The organism is Jeotgalibacillus terrae, assembly GCF_016908195.1.
GTDB lineage: Bacteria > Bacillota > Bacilli > Bacillales > Jeotgalibacillaceae > Jeotgalibacillus > Jeotgalibacillus terrae.
This window is the reverse complement of sequence record NZ_JAFBDK010000004.1, coordinates 219,887-239,678: the sequence shown is the minus strand read 5'-3', so window position 1 is coordinate 239,678 and position 19,792 is coordinate 219,887. Positions and strand designations below refer to the sequence as shown.

Sequence of the window (19,792 nt, the reverse complement as noted above, 5' to 3'; positions counted from 1 at the left end):
ATGTATCGGCTTTGTTAGCGTTTACACCTGATTAAGATAAAAAAATCTCTTCTTATGTGCATTTTACGGTCTGAGACACAATGTAAACCATATTTTTTTAAATTGCAACTTTTTTATTTGAAAAATATCCATTCCTTTAAAGGGAAGAGAGCTTTTTTAAATAATTTTATCCTTACTAAAAAGCCCATTCGTTTAATATATCTTTTGCGCTTACGGTTAACTTTGCCCCCTGTGAAATCAGACTGTTTGTTCCTTCACATAAGGGGTCTAAAGCTGATCCGGGTACAGAAAATATATCTCTTCCTTCTTCAAGTGCTCTGTCTACGGTAATCATCGTACCGCTTTTCATTGCGGCCTGCGTCACTAGCAGTCCTTTTGATAAGCCGGCAATTATTCTGTTTCTCATTGGAAAATGAAATTTTTGAGGTTTAATATATGGAGGATATTCAGAAAGAAGAAGCTGCCTGGCTGCCATTTGTTGATATAAATCATGATTGGATCGCGGATAAATATGTTGAAAACCGCTGCCTGTTACACCGATTGTCTGACCGTTCAATGCCAGACGGTGTGCGATACTGTCAGCTCCTTTCGCAAGACCACTGACAATACATATCCCTTCTGCTAAAAGATCCGGCAAAATGATGTTCAACATGGTTTCAGTGTACTGATCTGCTTTTCTGGACCCGACTACAGCGAGCATTTTCTGATTACTGAGATATTCAGCATTACCTTTACTGTATAAAATGACGGGCGGGTCATAGATTTCTCTTAAATGATCCGGATAAATGGAGTCAAATATTGTAATGAAGGAAGTATTAGATTGCATAAGATGTGCGGAAATTTCTTGATAGGAGGCTACATATAAATTTTTTTGGAACCTCAAAGACTGGGCAGATGTAAGCTTTATATGGGCTGGAGGGGTACTTAGAGGTCGTTCGAGGCCGGGATCAACCCTTAGCCATGTCAGAAGCTGTTTGTTTGTTAAAACGTTCATATAATGCAAATAAAGCAGTTTTTCACGAAAGCAGTCAGTCATATCATCATTCCTTGTCTATTTTATATGAAGAAAAGAGCTGCCTGGATTCAGACAGCTCTTGAATTATTAATGCGTTTTACATTTGTCGTAAAGACCTTTTTCTTTAAGCACTTTGATTAGTGTTTCACCCATTACAGATGGCGTTTCTGCTACAGCAATTCCGCATTCGTTCATTACGCGGATCTTTTCTTCAGCAGTACCTTTACCACCTGAGATGATTGCGCCGGCATGACCCATACGCTTTCCTGGAGGTGCAGTAGCGCCGCCGATAAAGCCGACAACCGGCTTCGTCATATTCGCTTTTACCCACTCTGCAGCTTCCTCTTCAGCAGTTCCGCCGATTTCACCGATCATAATGACAGCTTCAGTTTCAGGATCGTTATTGAAAGCTTCAAGCGTATCAATAAAGTTCGTTCCGTTAACCGGGTCTCCACCGATTCCTACTGCTGTAGATTGACCGATTCCTTCTTGTGAAAGCTGGTGTACTGCTTCATACGTAAGTGTACCTGAACGGGATACAACGCCGACATGACCTTTAGTATGAATGTATCCAGGCATAATACCGATTTTACACTCGTCAGGCGTGATGACACCCGGGCAGTTAGGGCCGACAAGACGTGTTTTTCTGCCTTCCATATAACGTTTTACCTTCACCATATCCACTACAGGAATATGTTCAGTAATACAAATTGCCATATCCAGCTCTGCGTCTACACACTCTAAGATTGCGTCAGCAGCAAATGGAGCCGGTACATAAATTACTGAAACGTTAGCGCCTGTTGCTTTTACAGCTTCTTCCACTGTGTTGAATACAGGAACACCTTCAACTTCAGAACCGCCTTTACCAGGTGTCACACCAGCGACGATCTGTGTACCGTACTCAAGCATCTGCTTTGTATGGAATAAGGCTGTAGAGCCTGTGATTCCCTGAACTAATACTTTTGTATTCTTATCAATAAAAACACTCATTTATGCTCCCTGCCTTTCTCAGCCTACAAGTTCCACGATCTTTTGTGCACCGTCAGCCATTGTTCCGGCTGCTACGATATCAAGATCTGACTCATTTAGAATTTTCTTACCAAGTTCTACGTTCGTACCTTCAAGACGGACCACAAGTGGTACTTTCAGACCAACCTGTTTAGCTGCTTCTACAACGCCTTCAGCAATAATGTCACATTTCATGATTCCACCGAAAATGTTAACGAAAATGCCTTTTACATTTTCATCAGACAGAATAATCTTGAACGCTTCCGTTACTTTTTCAGCAGTTGCGCCGCCCCCAACGTCAAGGAAGTTGGCCGGGTCTCCGCCGTAATGCTTGATAATATCCATTGTTGCCATCGCAAGGCCGGCACCATTAACCATACAGCCGATGTTTCCATCAAGTGAAATATAGCTCAGGTCATATTTAGATGCTTCGATTTCTTTTGAATCCTCTTCATCAAGGTCACGGAACTCCATTACGTCTTTTTGACGGTATAGAGCGTTCGCATCAAAGTTAAGCTTTGCATCAAGTGCCATTACACTTCCGTCTCCAGTTGTAACAAGCGGATTGATTTCTGCAATTGAGCAATCTTTTTCCACAAACATTTTATAAAGACCAAGCATAAAGCGTACAGCTTTATTTACAAGCTCTTTAGGGATATTGATATTAAATGCGATTCGGCGTGCCTGGAATGCTGTAAGACCGACAACCGGATCAATCGTTTCACGGAAGATTTTTTCAGGTGTTGCTTCTGCAACCTCTTCAATTTCAGTTCCGCCTTCTTCAGAGGCCATAAGCGTAATACGTGATGTTGCACGGTCAAGTACAAGACCTACGTAGTATTCTTTTTTAATATCACAGCCCTCTTCGATAAGTAAGCGCTTAATTTCCTTACCCTCTGGACCTGTCTGGTGTGTCACCAGTGTTTTACCAAGAAGTTCTTTTGCATATGTACGGACTTCATCAAGACTTTTTGCGATTTTTACTCCGCCCGCTTTACCACGGCCACCCGCATGGATCTGAGCTTTTACTACTGTAACTGCTGATCCGAGTTCTTTTGCTGCTTCAACAGCTTCTTTTGGCGTGAAAGCCACATAACCACGGGGTACGCTTACTCCATATTTTCTAAGGAGTTCTTTCCCCTGATACTCATGGATATTCATGTTCCATCCTCCTATCAAACTCTTTTGAAAATAGACTGCGCTTTCATTGTATAGAATGAAAGTGATGATGTCTACTATTTGAGGCGATATTGTGAAAATTTGATCATTGTCTGAATAATCTTATTTCTTACTCTGATCCACTCTGTAGATAAAAGCAAAAACTTCCGCCACTGCCTGATACAATTCATCTGGAATGGTTTCATTCAATTCAAGCTGACTAAGCAGTTCTACAAGAGATTCATCCTGCTGGATCGGTACCTGGTGTTCTTTGGCTTTATCAATGATGGACTGAGCGATTTTGCCTTTACCTTTTGCTGAAACAACTGGTGCATCGCTGGTCTCAGATTTATATGTTAATGCAACAGCTTCAAGCCTTTTGTGTTCTTTCATATCTTCACATCCACTTTATGATAAGCAGAAGAAAGCGCGTCTTCTGCCGGGTTGATGATCGGCGGGTCAACTTCTTTTGTACTGTGGAATTTCACTGATGAAAATGCATAGCCTGTTGCTTCAAGTGCAGTTTTTAAAGCAGGTATAAACGGTTCGGCTACACGGTTGAGGTTTTCACTCTCATTATAAATATCCAGTGACACAACCCTATTTTGGACGTTCATATCAATGACACTTTCTTTTAATTCTGACAGTGTAATATAAAAAAGGACTCTGACATGATCCGGATCGAGCGTGCCATCACTTTTTCTCCTGCCATTCATTTTCATCGTGACGTCTGATCTCGTCTCTCCAAGCTGAATCGGAAATTGCATCATTAACTGCTGCTGCGGACCATTTTCAGCTGACATAAGCTGCATGCCATTCAGACGGTTCAACACCTGTTCGGCTGAATCCTTTGTCTGAGCAGTCAGTCCAGGCATATTCAGTATAGACACCAGCTGCGCCTTCAGCGTCTGTGCAGCTGATTCAGGCTGTAAAGACGGATTTGATAGTCTGGCTTCGTAATCAGCCCCCAGGCGCTGCATAACCTCTTTTAAAACCATCTGAATGGCATTAGATCCTGTTTGCGTTCCGAGCTGACTTTGCACTTCTTTTGAAGTACTGAGAAAAGACAGCGGCTGTTCAGCGTTTGAAGGTGGCAGGCTGAGCAGCTGAAGACTTTGAAGCGTTGATTGCGGCTTCACCTGCAGAATGAGCGATTGCCCTTTTATGATGGCTTCTGCGAGCTGTTGCTGCGTCATCTGCGTCTGAGCAGTTTGAGCCTGGGCACTTTGCTGAGATACCTGCGCCTGAGCATTTTGAGGCTGGGCATTCTGCACCGGACTCTGCTGCGTGTTTTTTAATGTCTGCTGTAGCTGCTGCAGTTCATTTTGATTCACTTGAGTGGCAGGAAGTGTCTGTAGAACTTTAATGATACTCTCAAGTCCTTTTACCATCTGTGCAGGTTCTGCGGGAACTATCCAGTTATTTAACGTTGCCTTTCCGGGCAGGACCTGCATTTCTTTAAGTCCGGCCAGCGCCTGATTTGCTGTGGCCGGCTGTCCTGAGGTCATTTTTTCAAACATCCGCTGAACAGTATGGTCGTGCATGACTTTTGTTAATGGCTCTTCAATTGAGTTCATGATCTGGCTGGTTTTTGGACTTGCCTGGACAGACAAATCACTTTTCACCTGATTAAGCAGACCGCTTAATGGTTCTGCAATTCCTTTGTTAGCAGATAACAGAGGCATAAACACACTTTCTTTTAACGGGAGGTCTCTTGTGAGCATTAATTTTAAAACAGAAAGGCCTTCTGTTTTATCAGGTGTTCCCGCGAGCAGTGCTGCTGCTTGAGCCAGCTTGTCCGCTGAGACCGGCACCTGACGGCTGATTAATGATGAGAGCAGTGCCTTCATTTCTTTGTTACCGCTGAGACCGATCGACTGCAGAAGCTGCTGGAGGTCTGCTTTTCCGGTTCCGTCTGTTTTGACTGGTTTTAATACGAGCGGGTTACCTGCACTTTCTACCTGAAACCATTTCGCCTCCCCTTCAGCAAATGCTCCTGATACAACTGCTGTTAAGAGCCTTCCTCCGACCTGGACCTCCATTTGCTGATTACCAAGTGCTTTTATCATTTTCCCGTGTATAATCTGTCCCGCTTTCAACTGCTGCTGGCGGTCCTGAGGCTGAGTTAAAACACCTGGCCGCTGCTGACCTGAAATATATGAAGACATATTCTCACCTCCGCTTATTGACGGATCATTGACTTGACCGGCTCAAACGAACGCCTGTGCTCACTTGTAATACCGGAACGGCTGATCGCGTCTACATGCTCTTTTGTTCCATACCCCGCATTTTTATCAAACCCGTATCCGGGATATTTGCGCGCAGCTTCCTGCATCAATCTGTCTCTTGTCACTTTAGCTATTACTGATGCTGCTGCAATACTTACACTTTTTGCATCACCTTTAATAATAGACTCCTGAGAGATCTGCATATCTAGTGTCACAGCGTCCGCTAACACATAGTCCGGCTGCTGATCAAGCCGACTGATCGCTTTAAGCATTGCTTTTTTTGATGCATTCAATATGTTGATGCGGTCAATTTCTTCTGCACTGATGATCCCTACACCTACATCTGCAGAGCCCATAATAATATCAAAAAAAGCTTCTCTTTTTGCCGCACTGAGCTTTTTAGAATCATTCAATCCTGCCAGGAAGAATTGATCCGGTAAAATAACCGCTGCAGCTACGACAGGTCCGGCAAGAGGACCTCTGCCAGCTTCATCAGTCCCTGCAATATAACGGTATCCTTTAGAGACTGCATCCTGTTCGTACACTTGCATACTCCGGTATTGTTCTTCATCTTTACGCTTTTTTTCAAGTTTAGCGTTGTAAGTTTTTAAGAGCTGCTTAACTCCTTTACGCTCATCTGTCTGAAGTTCACTGATCAGCTTTGAGTCAGGCATTTCACTTAATAAATCTCTAATTTGTTTAATTGATCGCATGTTGTCACCTGTTTTCTATATCGGTCATTTTTATAAAAATTAAAGGCTTCCACAAGTGCGGAAGCCCATTTATCAGTCCTGTTCAAGAAGTTCAAGATCGAATGTAATCGGTCCGAACTGAACGTTCCTGACGTCTCTGACGATGATATCGGCTGTTTTATCATAATCAATCTGACCGCCGGCCATCAGACATCCACGTCTTTTACCAATATGATCAAACAGTTCAGCTGCATCCTGAGGAATTTCTTCCATACCATAACGCTCTTTCAGGCGATCCGGATAGTAGGTCTCAAGAAAACGCAGCGCATACAGTGCAATGTCCTGCAGGTTCAAAATATTATCTTTAATTGCACCTGTGAGCGCCAATCTGTAACCTACTTCCGGATCTTCAAATTTCGGCCACAGAATACCTGGTGTATCAAGCAGTTCCATCTCTTTTCCTGCTTTAATCCACTGCTGGGCTTTTGTAACACCAGGGCGGTTCCCTGTCTGTGCGATATTTTTCTTCACCAGACGGTTGATCAGCGTGGATTTACCGACATTCGGAATCCCGACAATCATCGCTCTTACAGCCCTGGGTCTGATCCCGCGTGATTTCATCCGTTCCCACTTTTCACTCAGAATCTTCATTGTCTCTTTTTGAATCTGCTGCAGACCTGTACCCTTATCAGAATTGATCGCCACTGCTTTTATTCCTTTTTCTTCGAAATAAGCAATCCATTCCTTCGTTTTTGCCGGGTCAGCCATATCAGCTTTATTTATTAAAATCAGTCTCGGTTTCTGACCGATAATTTCTTCAATCATAGGGTTTCTTGAAGACAGCGGTATACGCGCATCTACTAACTCAAATACAATATCAACGAGCTTCAGTTTTTCTGTTACCTGCCTTCTCGCTTTAGCCATATGGCCGGGAAACCATTGTATACTCATACATTTCACTCCTTAAAAATAATTTTCATATCATCGACCGGCCAATAAATCAAAGGTGTTTCTCCCACAATTTCATCGATCGGTACAGGGCCAATGTGACGACTATCCTTGCTGTATTCGCGGTTATCACCCATCACAAACAGATGACCCTCCGGCACTTCCTCATATCCTGTCAGATTAAACAGTGTAAAATCTTCAGTCACTATATCGTCATCACTGAAAAATTCATCTACAGGCTCTCCGTCTATGTAAAGTTGATTATCTTCAAATTCAACTGACTCCCCCGGGAGTCCAATCACTCTTTTAATATAATCTTCCCGTTCTGAGACATGAAACACAACAATGTCAAAACGGTCCGGTGCTGTCACTTTATACTGAAACTTGTTCACAATCATCCGGTCTCCGTCCTGTAATGTTGGAACCATTGAGGTTCCGTCCACTACGACAGGAGAAAAGAAAAACAAACGAATCATGCCCGCTATAATCACTGCTGCAAGCAGTGTTTTGGACCATTCCCACCACTCATTTTTGATCTCCAATATCCTCACCCCCGCATGTCTCAGATGAACATATTGTAACATATTACAGCTACTGCGATTAACATCACTAATAGGCGATGCAGACATAAAAAAAGAGCCCGCAGGCTCTTTTTTACAATTAGCGAATTTCTTTAATTCTAGCCGCTTTACCGCGTAGGTTACGCAGGTAGTAAAGTTTCGCACGACGAACTTTACCGCGACGCACAACGTCAAGCTTCGCAATTTTTGGTGTGTTTACAGGGAATGTACGCTCAACTCCAACGCCGTAAGAAATCTTACGTACTGTGAAAGTTTCACTTACTCCACCACCACGGCGCTTAATTACAACACCTTCAAACACCTGAATACGTTCGCGAGTTCCCTCAACAACCTTAACGTGTACCTTTACAGTATCACCCGGCTTGAATGTAGGAAGATCTGAACGAAGCTGTTCTTTAGTAATTTCCTGAATAAGGTTATGCATCATTTTCAACTCCTTCCAACAAATGCTCTTGCTTCTTGTGCAGCGGAACATTGTGTTCAAGGCTTATCCACTTTCGTGAACTAAGCACAAAAACTATAATACCACATAGAAACAAGCTATTCAACGTTATTTTTAAATTCTTTCAGCCAATTAATCTGCTGATCGCTGAGTTCCATCTGTTCAAGCAAATCCGGCCGCCTTGTATAGGTTCTATAGAGTGACTCTTTCATTCTCCAGGCATCAATTTTAGCATGATTTCCTGACAGGAGAACTTCAGGAACCTTCATCCCATCATAATCTGACGGTCTGGTATAATGCGGATGTTCAAGCAATCCACTTGAAAAAGAATCCTTCACAGCAGACTCCTCATTGCCGAGCACTTCAGGAAGCAGTCTGACAACGCTGTCAGTCACAACCATGGCACCAAGCTCTCCTCCTGTCAGGACGAAGTCGCCTATCGAGATCTCATCAGTCACCAGATGCTCCCTGATCCGCTCATCATATCCTTCGTAATGTCCGCAGATAAAAATAAGGTGATCTTCCCCCGCAAGCTCTTCAGCCTTCTTCTGATTAAATCTCTCTCCCTGAGGGCACATCAGAATAACACGTGGAGTGGAAGATGTTTTTTCAGTCAGATGACGGACAGCCTGAAAAATCGGTTCAGGTTTTAACACCATTCCGGCACCGCCGCCATAAGGGTAGTCATCCACTGAATTGTGCTTATTACCTGCGAACTGTCTGAAGTCAGTAACGTTGTATTCCACGGCACCTTTTTCAGCTGCTTTATTTAAGATTGATTCTCCAAAAACCCCGTCAAACATTGAAGGGAATAATGATAGAATATCTATCTTCATTCGAGCAGCCCCTCCATTGCATGAATAAGTATTTTCTTATCAGCAATGTTCACTTCTTTAACGACAGACTCAATATAAGGAATCAGTATATCTTTTCCATTGTCCGGCTTTACCACCCAAACATCATTCGCACCGGGTGAAAGGATTTCAGTAATTTTACCAAGCCGCACGTCTTCTTCAGTGAATACTTCACAGCCAATTACTTCATGGTAGTAAAACTCATCTTCATCCAGTTCATTTAACTGATCCGCAGATACTTTCAGCAGCGCTTCCCTGAATGGTTCAACAAGATTCACATTGTCATAACCGACAAACGTCAGCAGGTCAAAGTTTTTGTGTCTGCGGTATGATGACACAGTCAGTTGAACCGGATCCTTACCGTTCTGGAATAAATGCAGCTTACTGCCTTTTTGATATCTTTCTTCCGGAAAATCAGTACTTGAAATGACTCTGACTTCCCCTTTTATTCCATGGGTATTTACGATCTTGCCCACGTCAAACCATTCCATGATTACCACCCCTGACGGATTTCTTTAACCATACCGTCTTCAAGCACGATCACAGGCTTTTGATCAGGATGCCAGATGCTTCCCTGGTCAAGTTCCACAAGCATGTCTGTCTCTCTCAGTGTATATTCAGTACCCATTGGCATTTCATCAATTGTCTTATGCTGTGCCTCTGTCTGAGCCATCAGCTGCTTTCTTTTATTGATTTCCTGGTTAATGCGGTTTTTTACGGCATCTGAAGATTGTTCAAATTGTTTTTCAAGCTTTTTCTGCTGAAAAATAAGCTGTTCAATCTCTTTTTGTGCCCGCTCTGATTTTTGTGTCAGAGAATCCTTCAGACGCTTTTTAGAAGAGTTTGTCATGATTTCTTTCACAATTACTTTTTGAGTTACCTGCATGATCTGCACCCCTTTAGAAAGTTAGCTCTGTTAAAGTTAGCTGTTGATTTCCAGCTTGCACGCCCATCAGCAGCCGTGTAAAAACAATTGACTTTAACAAAGTTAATAAGTTCATGATACAGCAAAAGGGAGGACATAGGCCTCCCTTTTACTTATCAACTATTTCAATCACGGTCTTTTTCTTTGACCCGCTCTCGCCGGCTAAAGAAACAGTACGTATAGCTTTCGCAACTCTGCCTTGCTTGCCAATGACTTTACCCATATCGTCCTGATGGACTGAAAGCTTATAAGAGATTGTTCTGTCAGTTTCCTGAACATCAATCATTACAGCCTCCGGGTGATCAACGAGTGGCTTGACAATCGTTTCGATAAGCTCTTTCACGTTTCTTACTTACCGCTCTTTGAGTTATGGAATTTCTCCATAATGCCTTCGTTTGAAAGAAGGTTGCGTACTGTATCAGACGGCTTAGCACCGTTACCCATCCACTTAAGGATCGCTTCTTCATTGATTTCTACAACTGCCGGGTTTGCAACCGGGTTGTAAGTTCCTACTGTTTCAATGAAACGTCCATCACGTGGTGAACGAGAATCTGCTACTACAATACGATAGAAAGGAGACTTTTTAGCTCCCATACGCTTTAAACGAATTTTTACTGCCATGTTATTGCACCTCCGAATAGTTTCACACAAGATAGTATAATATCAAGGGTTTCTCCCTTTGTAAAGTCTTTTTTCTTAACACACTAAAATTTTTCTGTTAAACCGCTGTTACTGCATGAATGGGAAGTTGAATCCGCCGCGTTTTTTGCCTTTTGCCTGCGCGTTTGTCATCTGCTTCATCATTTTTTTCATTTCTTCAAATTGCTTAAGCAGACGGTTGATCTCCTGGATCGGTCTTCCGCTGCCCCGGGCAATTCTCTTTCTTCTGCTGGCATTAATAATTTCGGGCTGTTCTTTTTCCTGAGCCGTCATCGACTGGATAATGGCTTCAACATGACCGAGCTGTTTGCCATCAACATCGATATTATCAAGCCCTTTCATCTTGTTCGCACCCGGAATCATCTTCAGCAGCTCATCAAGAGGACCCATTTGCTTTACCTGTCCCAGCTGATCGAGAAAATCATCAAGTGTGAACGAAGCAGTACGGAGTTTTTTCTCCATCTCTTTCGCCTTATCCTCATCCACATTTGTCTGAGCTTTTTCAATCAGGGAAAGCATATCGCCCATACCGAGAATTCTTGACGCCATTCTTTCAGGGTGAAACGGCTCAAGCGCATCCATTTTTTCACCCATCCCGGCAAATTTAATCGGTTTACCGGTTACTGAGCGAATCGACAGTGCGGCACCGCCTCTTGTGTCACCGTCAAGCTTCGTGAGCACTACGCCTGTTACGCCGAGCGCGTCATCGAAGTTCTGTGCGACTGTGACAGCATCCTGACCTGTCATGGAATCCACAACAAGGAAAATTTCATCAGGGTCAGAAAGTTCCTTGATCTGTTTTAATTCATCCATCAGCGTCTCATCTACGTGCAGACGACCTGCTGTATCAATCAGCACATAATCATGGTGTTCTTCCTTCGCTTTTTCAATCCCTGCTTTAGCGATTTCAACCGGGCTAACCTGGTCTCCCATCGAAAAAACAGGCAGACTGAGCTGTTTTCCAATCGTCTCAAGCTGTTTGATCGCAGCAGGACGATAAATATCAGCAGCAACTAAAAGCGGCTTACGGTTATGCTTTTTACGCAGAAGACTCGCAAGCTTACCGGAAGTAGTGGTTTTACCTGCACCCTGCAGCCCGACCATCATAATCACAGTAGGCGGCTTTTTAGCTACAGCAATCTGACTCTGCTCACCGCCCATGAGTTCTGTGAGTTCTTCTTTTACTACTTTGATGACCTGCTGTCCGGGCGTAAGACTTTTCATTACTTCCTGCCCTACTGCACGTTCGCTCACCTGTTTAACAAAGTTTTTGACAACTTTAAAGTTAACGTCGGCTTCTAAAAGAGCAAGACGGACTTCACGCATCATTTCTTTTACATCTGCTTCGCTCACTTTGCCTTTTCCGCGGATCTTTTGGATGGAACCCTGCAGACGATCGGCTAATCCTTCAAATGCCATAAATGGAAAGCCTCCTATTCCAATTCCTCAAGCGTGTCAATGATTGAGAGAAGTTCTGTCTGCTCACTCGCAGCAGCCTTCAACTGTTCGATCACTTTTGTGCGCTCCTGGAACTTTTGAAATAACAATAATTTAGACTCATACTCCTCAAGCATAGCTTCTGTTCTTCTGATATTGTCATAAACCGCCTGACGGCTGACATCATACTCTTCCGCTATTTCGCCGAGTGAGTAATCATCAAGATAATATAGAGACATGTAGCTCCGCTGTTTAGGCGTTAACAACATTTGATAAAAATCATAGAGAAAGTTTACTCTTGTTGTCTTTTCGAGCATCACATATCCCCCTTTGTTAAGTGAAAAGCCTTTACACTAAAAATCATACAGATTACAAGCCTCTGTGTCAACCCGTAAGGCTTTACTCTTCTTCTTCAATCGATTCTTCTTTATCTACAAGATCTGAAAACAGGCCGTAGACATATTTTTCAGCATTAAACGGCTGAAGATCATCCATTTTTTCACCAAGCCCGACAAATTTCACCGGAATCCCAAGCTCCTTTTTAATCGCCAGTACAATTCCGCCTTTAGCCGTCCCATCAAGCTTTGTCAGAACAATACCCGATACATTTGTTGCCTCTTTGAAAATTTTCGCCTGTGTCATGGCATTCTGCCCGGTTGTTGCATCAAGTGCAAGCAGTACCTCATGTGGCGCACCAGGAATCTCACGCTCAATGACACGCTTTACTTTCTCAAGCTCTTTCATCAGGTTTACTTTGTTTTGCAGTCTGCCTGCTGTATCACAGATCAGCACATCTGCTTTTTTCGCCCGTGCAGACTGAACAGCATCATACATCACAGCAGCCGGGTCAGACCCTTCACTGTGTTTGACCGTATCCACACCTACTCGGTCTCCCCATACTTCAAGCTGCTCAATGGCTCCGGCCCGGAACGTGTCCCCTGCTGCAAGGACAACCTTTTTGCCATCTTCCTTGAACTGATGTGCAAGCTTACCGATTGTCGTCGTCTTACCGACACCATTGACACCTACAAAAAGAATGACGGTTAATTCATCCTCCTGCATATTCAATAATTCATCAGGCTCTTCTCCGTCATAATAGATGTCTACCAGCTTTTGAGAAATTACGCTGCGAATCCCCTCTGTATCTTTAATATTCTGCCGTTTAACTTCCATTTTCAGCTCTTCAACAAGCTCCATCACTGTATCAAAGCCGACATCTGCCTGAATCATAATTTCTTCAAGTTCTTCGAAGAAATCTTCATCTACAGTTCTATAGTTAGCCACCAGATCATTTAATCGTGACGTAAAGCTGTTTCTCGTCTTTGACAGCCCATCTTTATATTTATCAGTTGCTGTATCCTGAGTGGTAAATTTTTCTTTCAGCTTCTTAAAAAAACTCATGCCCGTGTCCCCTTTAATTCATATTTGTCTGTTCTTCAAGCTTAACAGAAACAAGCTTGGATACACCTGATTCCTGCATTGTTACACCATACAGAACATCCGCACCTTCCATTGTTCCTTTCCGGTGTGTAATCACAATAAACTGTGACTGTTCACTGAATTGATTCAGGTAATCACTGAAACGCTGTACATTCGCTTCATCAAGAGCCGCCTCAACTTCATCAAGAATACAAAACGGCACAGGACGCACATGAAGAATGGAAAAAAGCAATGCGATTGCTGTCAGTGCACGTTCGCCGCCTGAGAGCAGACTTAAGTTCTGCAGTTTCTTTCCGGGTGGCTGCGCAACAATATCAATCCCTGTTAAAAGCATATCTGCAGGATCTGTCAGCTTCAGTTCGGCATAACCGCCACCAAACAGTTTTTTAAACACAGTTGAAAAATGACTTTTCACCTGTTCAAACGTTTCACTGAACCTTCTCGACATCTCTCCGTCCATTTCCTCGATAACTGCCATCAGATTGTCTTTGGCTTCAAGCAGATCGTTCTGCTGGTCAAGAAGAAATTCATAGCGTTCTGATACGCGGTCATATTCTTCAATGGCACCAATATTAACAGGTCCAAGTTCAGAAATTGACAGCTTGATCAGCTTGACTTTTGATCTTGCTTCATCCGGGGCAAGTTCAAGCGGGAACTGTTCTTTTGCTGCATTGAATGATAATTCATACTCTTCACTTAGTCTGTTGAGTCTGAAATCAATTTCTGAAGACAGTCTGCCGGTTCTCAGTTTTAAATCATTTAATTCTTCAAGGAGTCCCTGGTGAATTCTGCTGGATTCTTTGTAGGAAGACGTTAAATCATTCAGTTCTTTTTCGAGTGATTCACGCTTGTTTTTCGTTTCCTGCAATTTTTTTGACAGCGTTAAGCTCTCTTCCTGTTTCTGTTGAATCTGGCTCTCAAGCAGGTCTGCCTGACCTTCACCTGATGACATCTCATCAGTCAGCCATTTCAGGTCTTCAAGTGCCAGTTCATACTTTTCTTTTGTTTCAGTGTTCAGCTGAACGAGTTCTTTTAATTCCCTCTTCACTTGAGAGAACTTTTCTTCAGCAACTGCAAGCTTAGCCTGAAGAGCTGACTTCGCTTCAAGCCTATCAGCTCTTGACGTCTGCTCAGTCTCACGCTGTCCGGTTAGCTCTTTAATCTTTAGATCAAGTGCTGCAATCATCTTTTCAGCCTCAGCTGTCTGTTTCATTAAATCTGCTGACTTTTGTTCAAATGAGCCTTCAACAGTTTTCAGTTCAGCCATTTCAAGATCATATAGCTTCAGCTGTTCATCAGCCTGTCTGATCGCTGTTTCAACCTCCCGGAGATCCGCTTTTAATTCCGCTTCCTTCACACGGAGCTGCTCACCCTTCAGGCGCTCTTTTTCCATAACCTGTTCTGCCTCAGCCGCCTGGTTTTTAAGACTCTGTACTTTTTGCTCAAGCGAAATAGCCGTCTCCTCATAACGGGGAATCTGATCACTCAGCTGATCAAGTTCATTCTTTCTTGAGAAAATAGAAGACGTTTTCTTAGCCTGTGATCCTCCGCTCATCGAACCGCCCGGATTCACCACATCTCCATCGAGCGTAACAAGACGGTATCTGTATTGCAGTACTTTTGCAAGTTCATTCGCGCCTTTAAGGGTTTTCACAATTAATACGTGTCCGAGCAGATTTTCTATGACATGTTGGTATTTCGAGTCAAAACCTGTCAGTGCTGAAGCAGGGCTGATAAAGTCTTCATGCTCTTTCGCACGGTCGATCAGCGTTTGAGGCAGCGTTCTCGCTTTAATAACTGACATTGGAAGAAATGTCGCCCGTCCTGCACGGCTCTGTTTTAAGTACTGGATTGCCTGCCTTGCGTCTGCTTCAGTTCTTGTTACAACGCTCTGCATAGAGGCGCCAAGTGCTGTTTCCACTGCAGTTTCATACTCTTTATTAACATCAATTAGTTCCGCAACGGCGCCTTCAATACCATTTAATACTGTACCCCGGTTTTTCAGCACTTCTTTTACACCCTGATAAAATCCTGAAAACTCTTCTTCCATTGATTCAAGCATTGACTTTCTTGATTTTGCATCACTGACAAACTGATACGCTTTATAGAGATTTTTTTCAAGATCTGACAATTCACTTCTGACTGTATCTCTTTTATGAAGTGCCTCTTTATATTGTGTGGCAGCTGTTTGCAGATCAGCTGTGATGCTATCTGATTCAGTCATCATTTCCTGATGTCTGTGATTCCATTTTTCCCGTTCTTCAATATATCTGACATTTGCACCAGTCAGTTTTTCAGTTCTCTTCAGCTCCTGCTCGCGCTGCTGGTTCAGATAATTCAATTCATTCTGAGCAGTTGTTTTGCTGTTTAACGTTTCAAAATAATCATTTTTGGCTTTTTCAAGCTGCTGTTCAATTTCATCAGCTGTCGTACTGAGCAGACGGTCTGTATCTGCAAGCTGACGTTTGATTTCACGGATGTCTTCTTTATACGCTTCCGCAGCCTGCTCTTTATTTTCTATCTTTTCTTTCAGCTGCTGTAACTGATTATCAAGATCTTTCGTTTTTTGTTTCAGCTGGTCTTCATTCTGATCAGCATTTTTCTGACGTTCAATCAGAACCTGGCGGCGTCCTTCAAGCTGTTCTGCTTCTTTTGTAACGGTTAGAAGTGCCGATTGGAGACGTTCAGTCTCCTTGTCACAGACAGAACGTTCATGCTGTTTTATATTTAATGCCTCATCATCCTGAGTAAGCTTTATTTTCAACTTCTGTTCGTGATTGCGAATTCTTTCAAGCTCTGCATTTCCTGCTTCCCATTCAGCTGTCATATCTTCTGCTTCATAAGCAAGCAGTCCGGATTCCGTTTTTTTAAGATCCTCTTTATATGACAGATATTCCCGTGCTAAAGAAGCCTGCTGTTTCAGCGGCTCCACCTGAGATTCAAGTTCATGAAGAATATCCTGTACGCGGAATAAGTTATCCTGCGTTTCACCAAGTCTCTGATCCGCTTTTTTCCTGCGGTTTTTATATTTTAAAACGCCTGCGGCTTCTTCTAAGATCAGTCTTCTGTCTTCAGGTTTGCTATTAAGAATCTGATCCACTCTTCCCTGGCCGATAATAGAGAAGGCTTCTTTTCCGAGACCTGAGTCGATAAAGAGCTCTGTAATATCCTTCAGCCTGCACGAGACACCATTTAACAGGTATTCACTGTCACCCGATCGGTAAACCCTTCTCGTCACACTGATCTCAGCGTAATCAAGTGGCAGCGTGCCATCAGTGTTATCAAGCACTAATGACACTTCAGCTACATTAAGTTTTTTGCGGGAGTCGCTTCCTGAGAAAATGACATCTTCCATTTTACCGCCACGGAGTGATTTTGCAGACTGCTCTCCAAGCACCCATCTGATCGCTTCAGTAATATTACTCTTTCCACTGCCGTTTGGACCGACAACTGCTGTCACGCCCGGTACAAAATCAATTTGAACTTTCTCGGCAAATGATTTAAAGCCAAGTATTTCAAGCTGTTTCACATACATTATTTATTCTCCCGGCTTCCTGACTTTTTTAAGTAGAGCAGTGCCTGCTGGGCAGCGTGCTGCTCCGCCTCTTTCTTGGAACGGCCTGTCCCGGATCCGAGGTCTTCATCCCCAAGCAATACTCTCGATACAAACTCCCGGTTATGAGCCGGGCCTTTTTCTTTCAGAATTTCATAATGAAGCGTACCTGAATGGTTACGCTGAATAAACTCCTGAAGCTGGCTCTTATAATCCATCACATGCGAAAAAGCACCGGTATCTACTTTTGGGAAAACAACTTTATCAAGGATCTGTCTGACCGGCTCCATACCCTGATCAAGATACAGCGCGCCGATAAAGGCTTCAAACACGTCAGCTAATAACGCAGGGCGCATCCGGCCACCGGTTTGTTCTTCTCCCTTACCCAGCAGAATTAAATTACCAAATTCCATTTCATTTGCAAAAATGACCAATGAAGGTTCGCATACGATGGCTGCTCGCAGTTTTGTCATTTCTCCCTCGCTCATAGAAGGATACTTATTGAATAAATAGTGCGATACCGATAATTCAAGAACCGCATCTCCCAGAAATTCAAGCCTTTCATTATCTTCATAAGGTTTTTTCCGGTGCTCATTCACATAAGATGAATGAGTAAATGCTGTCATCATTAATTTATGATTATTGAACTGAATGCCATGTTTCTTTTGAAATTCATTAAATTTCTGTTCTAACTGTTTTGAATATTGCTCTCGTTTATATTTACCCACTCCGACTTCACCTTGCCATTCTTTATTCTTTTCAATTCACGATTAACTTTTTAAAAATGGATCATTCTTAAAACACAAAAGCTTGGCATGAAAAATCATGCCAAGCGCGCAGAATGGTTCGTCCTGGCTGATTACATTTTGCTTTCTATGTAACTCACTGCATCTCCAACGGTACCGATCTTTTCTGCATCTTCATCAGAAATTTCCATATCAAATTCATCTTCAAGCTCCATTACTAATTCTACTACATCAAGAGAATCAGCACCAAGGTCTTCCTTGAAAGAAGCTTCAAGCTTAACTTCAGATTCATCAACACCTAAACGGTCAACGATGATTTTTGTTACGCGGTCTAATACTTCTGCCATGTTCGTTCACCTCCCTTCAAGTATTATAGTGTAAATCAGTCCTGATTAAAACAGGCTTTTTACATCACCATACCACCATCAATATGAATCGTCTGGCCTGTAATATAATCAGCATCATCAGAAGCAAGAAAAACGACTGCTTTTGCGATATCTTCAGGCTTACCGAACCGGTCGAGCGGGATCATCTGTTTCATTGCTTCCTGCACATCCGGTGGCAGCTCGCCGGTCATATCTGTTTCAATAAAGCCTGGTGCGACTGCGTTCACATTAATCCCTCTGGCAGCCAGCTCTTTTGCTGAGGTTTTTGTCAGTCCGATCACACCAGCCTTCGATGCAACGTAATTTGCCTGACCTGCATTCCCCATAACACCAACAATGGATGAGACATTAATAATTTTACCTTTTCGCTGCTTCATCATTGGACGTGCTGCTGCTTTTGTTGTGAGAAAAACGCTCTTCAGATTAATATCCATTACCTGATCCCAGTCATCTTCTTTCATTCTCATCAGAAGATTATCTTTAGTAATACCTGCATTATTAACAAGAATATCGATACTGCCAAATTCACTGAGCGTTTCCTTCAGCATCGCCTGAACGTCATCTGCGTTTGATACATCCGCTTTAAATACCAGCGCTTTCGTTCCCGCCGACTCAACTTCTCTTGCTGTTTCTTTGGCTTTCTCTTCATTACCGCTGTAATTTACAACTACATTCGCACCATTTTTAGCGAGCTCAATTGCGATTGAACGGCCGATACCGCGAGATGCGCCTGTAACAATCGCTGTTTTACCATCAAGTTTCATCATGATTCTCCTCCCAGTTTCATTAGCATTTGATCAAGTGTTTCCTGATCATACACAGGATAAACGGTCGCTCTTCGGTTCACTTTTTTCACAAGGCCTGATAAAACCTTCCCCGGACCTGCTTCAATAAATGTATCCACGCCCATATTAATCAGTTTTTCGATCGTATCTTCCCATAAAACAGGCGAATAAAGCTGTGTAACAAGCAATTTTTCAATTTTTTCAGCTTCAAATACTGCATCCGCTGTTACATTGGCTATTACCGGAATCGAAGCATCAGATATTGATATATTTTTCAATTCCGCTTCGAACTTGTCTGCTGCCGGTTTCATAAGAGAAGAATGAAACGGCCCACTGACATTTAACGGGAGACACCTCTTAGCACCGCGTTCTTTTGCGAGCGCTGAAGCATCCTCCACCCCTTTAGCAGTACCTGAAATAACGATTTGCCCGGGACAGTTCAGATTTGCCAGCTGCACTGCTTCACCGCGTTCAGACACTTCATCTGTAACTGCTTTCAATGCTTCACGGTCCATACCCAGCACTGCAGCCATTGCGCCTTCACCATTAGGTACAGCTTCTTCCATCAACTCACCGCGTTTTCTGACAGTTCTCAGTGCATCTTCAAATGACAGCGATTCTGCAGCAACTAACGCTGAATATTCACCGAGGCTGTGTCCTGCCACATAATCCATATGTATGCCCTTTTCTTTTAACACTTCAAGTATCGCGATACTTGCTGTAAGAAGAGCTGGCTGCGCGTTAACTGTTTTTGTCAAATCCTCCTGAGGTCCTTCCTGCATCAGCTGTACAAAATCTTCCCCTAAAATATCAGCTGCCTGACTGAAAATACTCTCAGCTGCATGAAATTGCTGTGCAATTTCATGCCCCATTCCTACTGACTGGGCACCCTGCCCCGGAAATAATACTGCAATTTTCGCCATCATTAAAACCT

At 43.1% G+C, this 19,792-nt stretch carries 22 protein-coding genes; all 22 read right to left on the bottom strand.

Annotation, left to right across the window (positions count from 1 at the left end; genetic code table 11):
- Window positions 1-175: 175 nt before the first annotated feature.
- Window positions 176-826: a DNA-processing protein DprA gene (gene dprA / locus JOD21_RS05635; protein WP_204728673.1), complete on the bottom strand. Its 651-nt coding sequence runs from the start codon at window positions 824-826 to the stop codon at window positions 176-178.
- A 276-nt stretch (window positions 827-1,102) separates the two neighbouring features.
- Entirely contained in the window at window positions 1,103-2,005 is a 903-nt protein-coding gene (gene sucD, locus JOD21_RS05630; protein WP_204728672.1) for a succinate--CoA ligase subunit alpha, read from the bottom strand.
- A gap of 18 nt (window positions 2,006-2,023) precedes the next feature.
- Window positions 2,024-3,184 (bottom strand): ADP-forming succinate--CoA ligase subunit beta, encoded by a 1,161-nt coding sequence (gene sucC, locus JOD21_RS05625; RefSeq protein ID WP_204728671.1) that lies wholly within the window; start codon window positions 3,182-3,184, stop codon window positions 2,024-2,026.
- A 120-nt stretch (window positions 3,185-3,304) separates the two neighbouring features.
- Window positions 3,305-3,574 (bottom strand): EscU/YscU/HrcU family type III secretion system export apparatus switch protein, encoded by a 270-nt coding sequence (locus tag JOD21_RS05620; protein WP_204728670.1) that lies wholly within the window; start codon window positions 3,572-3,574, stop codon window positions 3,305-3,307.
- Window positions 3,571-5,349 carry a hypothetical protein gene (locus tag JOD21_RS05615; protein WP_204728669.1) on the bottom strand — a complete coding sequence of 593 codons (1,779 nt, stop codon included), beginning with the start codon at window positions 5,347-5,349 and terminating at the stop codon, window positions 3,571-3,573. The genes JOD21_RS05620 and JOD21_RS05615 overlap by 4 nt, the downstream gene beginning before the upstream one ends.
- A gap of 14 nt (window positions 5,350-5,363) precedes the next feature.
- Entirely contained in the window at window positions 5,364-6,122 is a 759-nt protein-coding gene (locus JOD21_RS05610; protein WP_204728668.1) for a ribonuclease HII, read from the bottom strand.
- 72 nt (window positions 6,123-6,194) lie between these two features.
- Window positions 6,195-7,052: a ribosome biogenesis GTPase YlqF gene (gene ylqF, locus JOD21_RS05605; protein ID WP_204728667.1), complete on the bottom strand. Its 858-nt coding sequence runs from the start codon at window positions 7,050-7,052 to the stop codon at window positions 6,195-6,197.
- Between the two features lie 5 nt (window positions 7,053-7,057).
- Entirely contained in the window at window positions 7,058-7,633 is a 576-nt protein-coding gene (gene lepB / locus JOD21_RS05600; protein WP_275579569.1) for a signal peptidase I, read from the bottom strand.
- Between the two features lie 76 nt (window positions 7,634-7,709).
- Window positions 7,710-8,054, bottom strand: a complete 345-nt coding sequence (gene rplS / locus JOD21_RS05595) for a 50S ribosomal protein L19 (protein ID WP_204728695.1) — start codon at window positions 8,052-8,054, stop codon at window positions 7,710-7,712.
- Between the two features lie 116 nt (window positions 8,055-8,170).
- Window positions 8,171-8,908 (bottom strand): tRNA (guanosine(37)-N1)-methyltransferase TrmD, encoded by a 738-nt coding sequence (trmD, locus tag JOD21_RS05590; protein ID WP_204728665.1) that lies wholly within the window; start codon window positions 8,906-8,908, stop codon window positions 8,171-8,173.
- On the bottom strand, window positions 8,905-9,420 hold the full coding sequence (rimM, locus tag JOD21_RS05585) for a ribosome maturation factor RimM (RefSeq protein ID WP_204728694.1): 516 nt from the start codon (window positions 9,418-9,420) through the stop codon (window positions 8,905-8,907). Before rimM ends, trmD begins: the two co-directional genes overlap by 4 nt.
- Entirely contained in the window at window positions 9,420-9,812 is a 393-nt protein-coding gene (locus tag JOD21_RS05580) for a YlqD family protein (RefSeq protein ID WP_041122375.1), read from the bottom strand. Before JOD21_RS05580 ends, rimM begins: the two co-directional genes overlap by 1 nt.
- 148 nt (window positions 9,813-9,960) lie before the next feature.
- Window positions 9,961-10,194, bottom strand: a complete 234-nt coding sequence (locus tag JOD21_RS05575; protein ID WP_204728664.1) for a KH domain-containing protein — start codon at window positions 10,192-10,194, stop codon at window positions 9,961-9,963.
- Between the two features lie 5 nt (window positions 10,195-10,199).
- Window positions 10,200-10,472: a 30S ribosomal protein S16 gene (gene rpsP, locus JOD21_RS05570; RefSeq protein ID WP_041122373.1), complete on the bottom strand. Its 273-nt coding sequence runs from the start codon at window positions 10,470-10,472 to the stop codon at window positions 10,200-10,202.
- Window positions 10,473-10,580: 108 nt separating this feature from the next.
- On the bottom strand, window positions 10,581-11,930 hold the full coding sequence (gene ffh / locus JOD21_RS05565; RefSeq protein ID WP_041122372.1) for a signal recognition particle protein: 1,350 nt from the start codon (window positions 11,928-11,930) through the stop codon (window positions 10,581-10,583).
- A gap of 14 nt (window positions 11,931-11,944) precedes the next feature.
- The gene (locus JOD21_RS05560; RefSeq protein WP_204728663.1) at window positions 11,945-12,265 is read right to left on the bottom strand and encodes a putative DNA-binding protein; all 321 of its coding nucleotides are present in this window, start codon (window positions 12,263-12,265) and stop codon (window positions 11,945-11,947) included.
- Window positions 12,266-12,347: 82 nt separating this feature from the next.
- Window positions 12,348-13,349 (bottom strand): signal recognition particle-docking protein FtsY, encoded by a 1,002-nt coding sequence (gene ftsY, locus JOD21_RS05555; protein ID WP_204728662.1) that lies wholly within the window; start codon window positions 13,347-13,349, stop codon window positions 12,348-12,350.
- A gap of 13 nt (window positions 13,350-13,362) precedes the next feature.
- The gene (gene smc, locus JOD21_RS05550) at window positions 13,363-16,923 is read right to left on the bottom strand and encodes a chromosome segregation protein SMC (protein WP_204728661.1); all 3,561 of its coding nucleotides are present in this window, start codon (window positions 16,921-16,923) and stop codon (window positions 13,363-13,365) included.
- Window positions 16,923-17,669 carry a ribonuclease III gene (gene rnc, locus JOD21_RS05545; RefSeq protein WP_380269005.1) on the bottom strand — a complete coding sequence of 249 codons (747 nt, stop codon included), beginning with the start codon at window positions 17,667-17,669 and terminating at the stop codon, window positions 16,923-16,925. Before rnc ends, smc begins: the two co-directional genes overlap by 1 nt.
- Window positions 17,670-17,800: 131 nt before the next feature.
- Window positions 17,801-18,034 carry an acyl carrier protein gene (gene acpP, locus JOD21_RS05540; RefSeq protein ID WP_039808828.1) on the bottom strand — a complete coding sequence of 78 codons (234 nt, stop codon included), beginning with the start codon at window positions 18,032-18,034 and terminating at the stop codon, window positions 17,801-17,803.
- Window positions 18,035-18,093: 59 nt separating this feature from the next.
- Complete coding sequence (gene fabG, locus JOD21_RS05535; protein ID WP_204728692.1) at window positions 18,094-18,837, bottom strand: 3-oxoacyl-[acyl-carrier-protein] reductase; 744 nt, start codon at window positions 18,835-18,837, stop codon at window positions 18,094-18,096.
- Window positions 18,837-19,781: an ACP S-malonyltransferase gene (gene fabD / locus JOD21_RS05530; protein WP_204728660.1), complete on the bottom strand. Its 945-nt coding sequence runs from the start codon at window positions 19,779-19,781 to the stop codon at window positions 18,837-18,839. The genes fabG and fabD overlap by 1 nt, the downstream gene beginning before the upstream one ends.
- Window positions 19,782-19,792 lie beyond the last annotated feature (11 nt).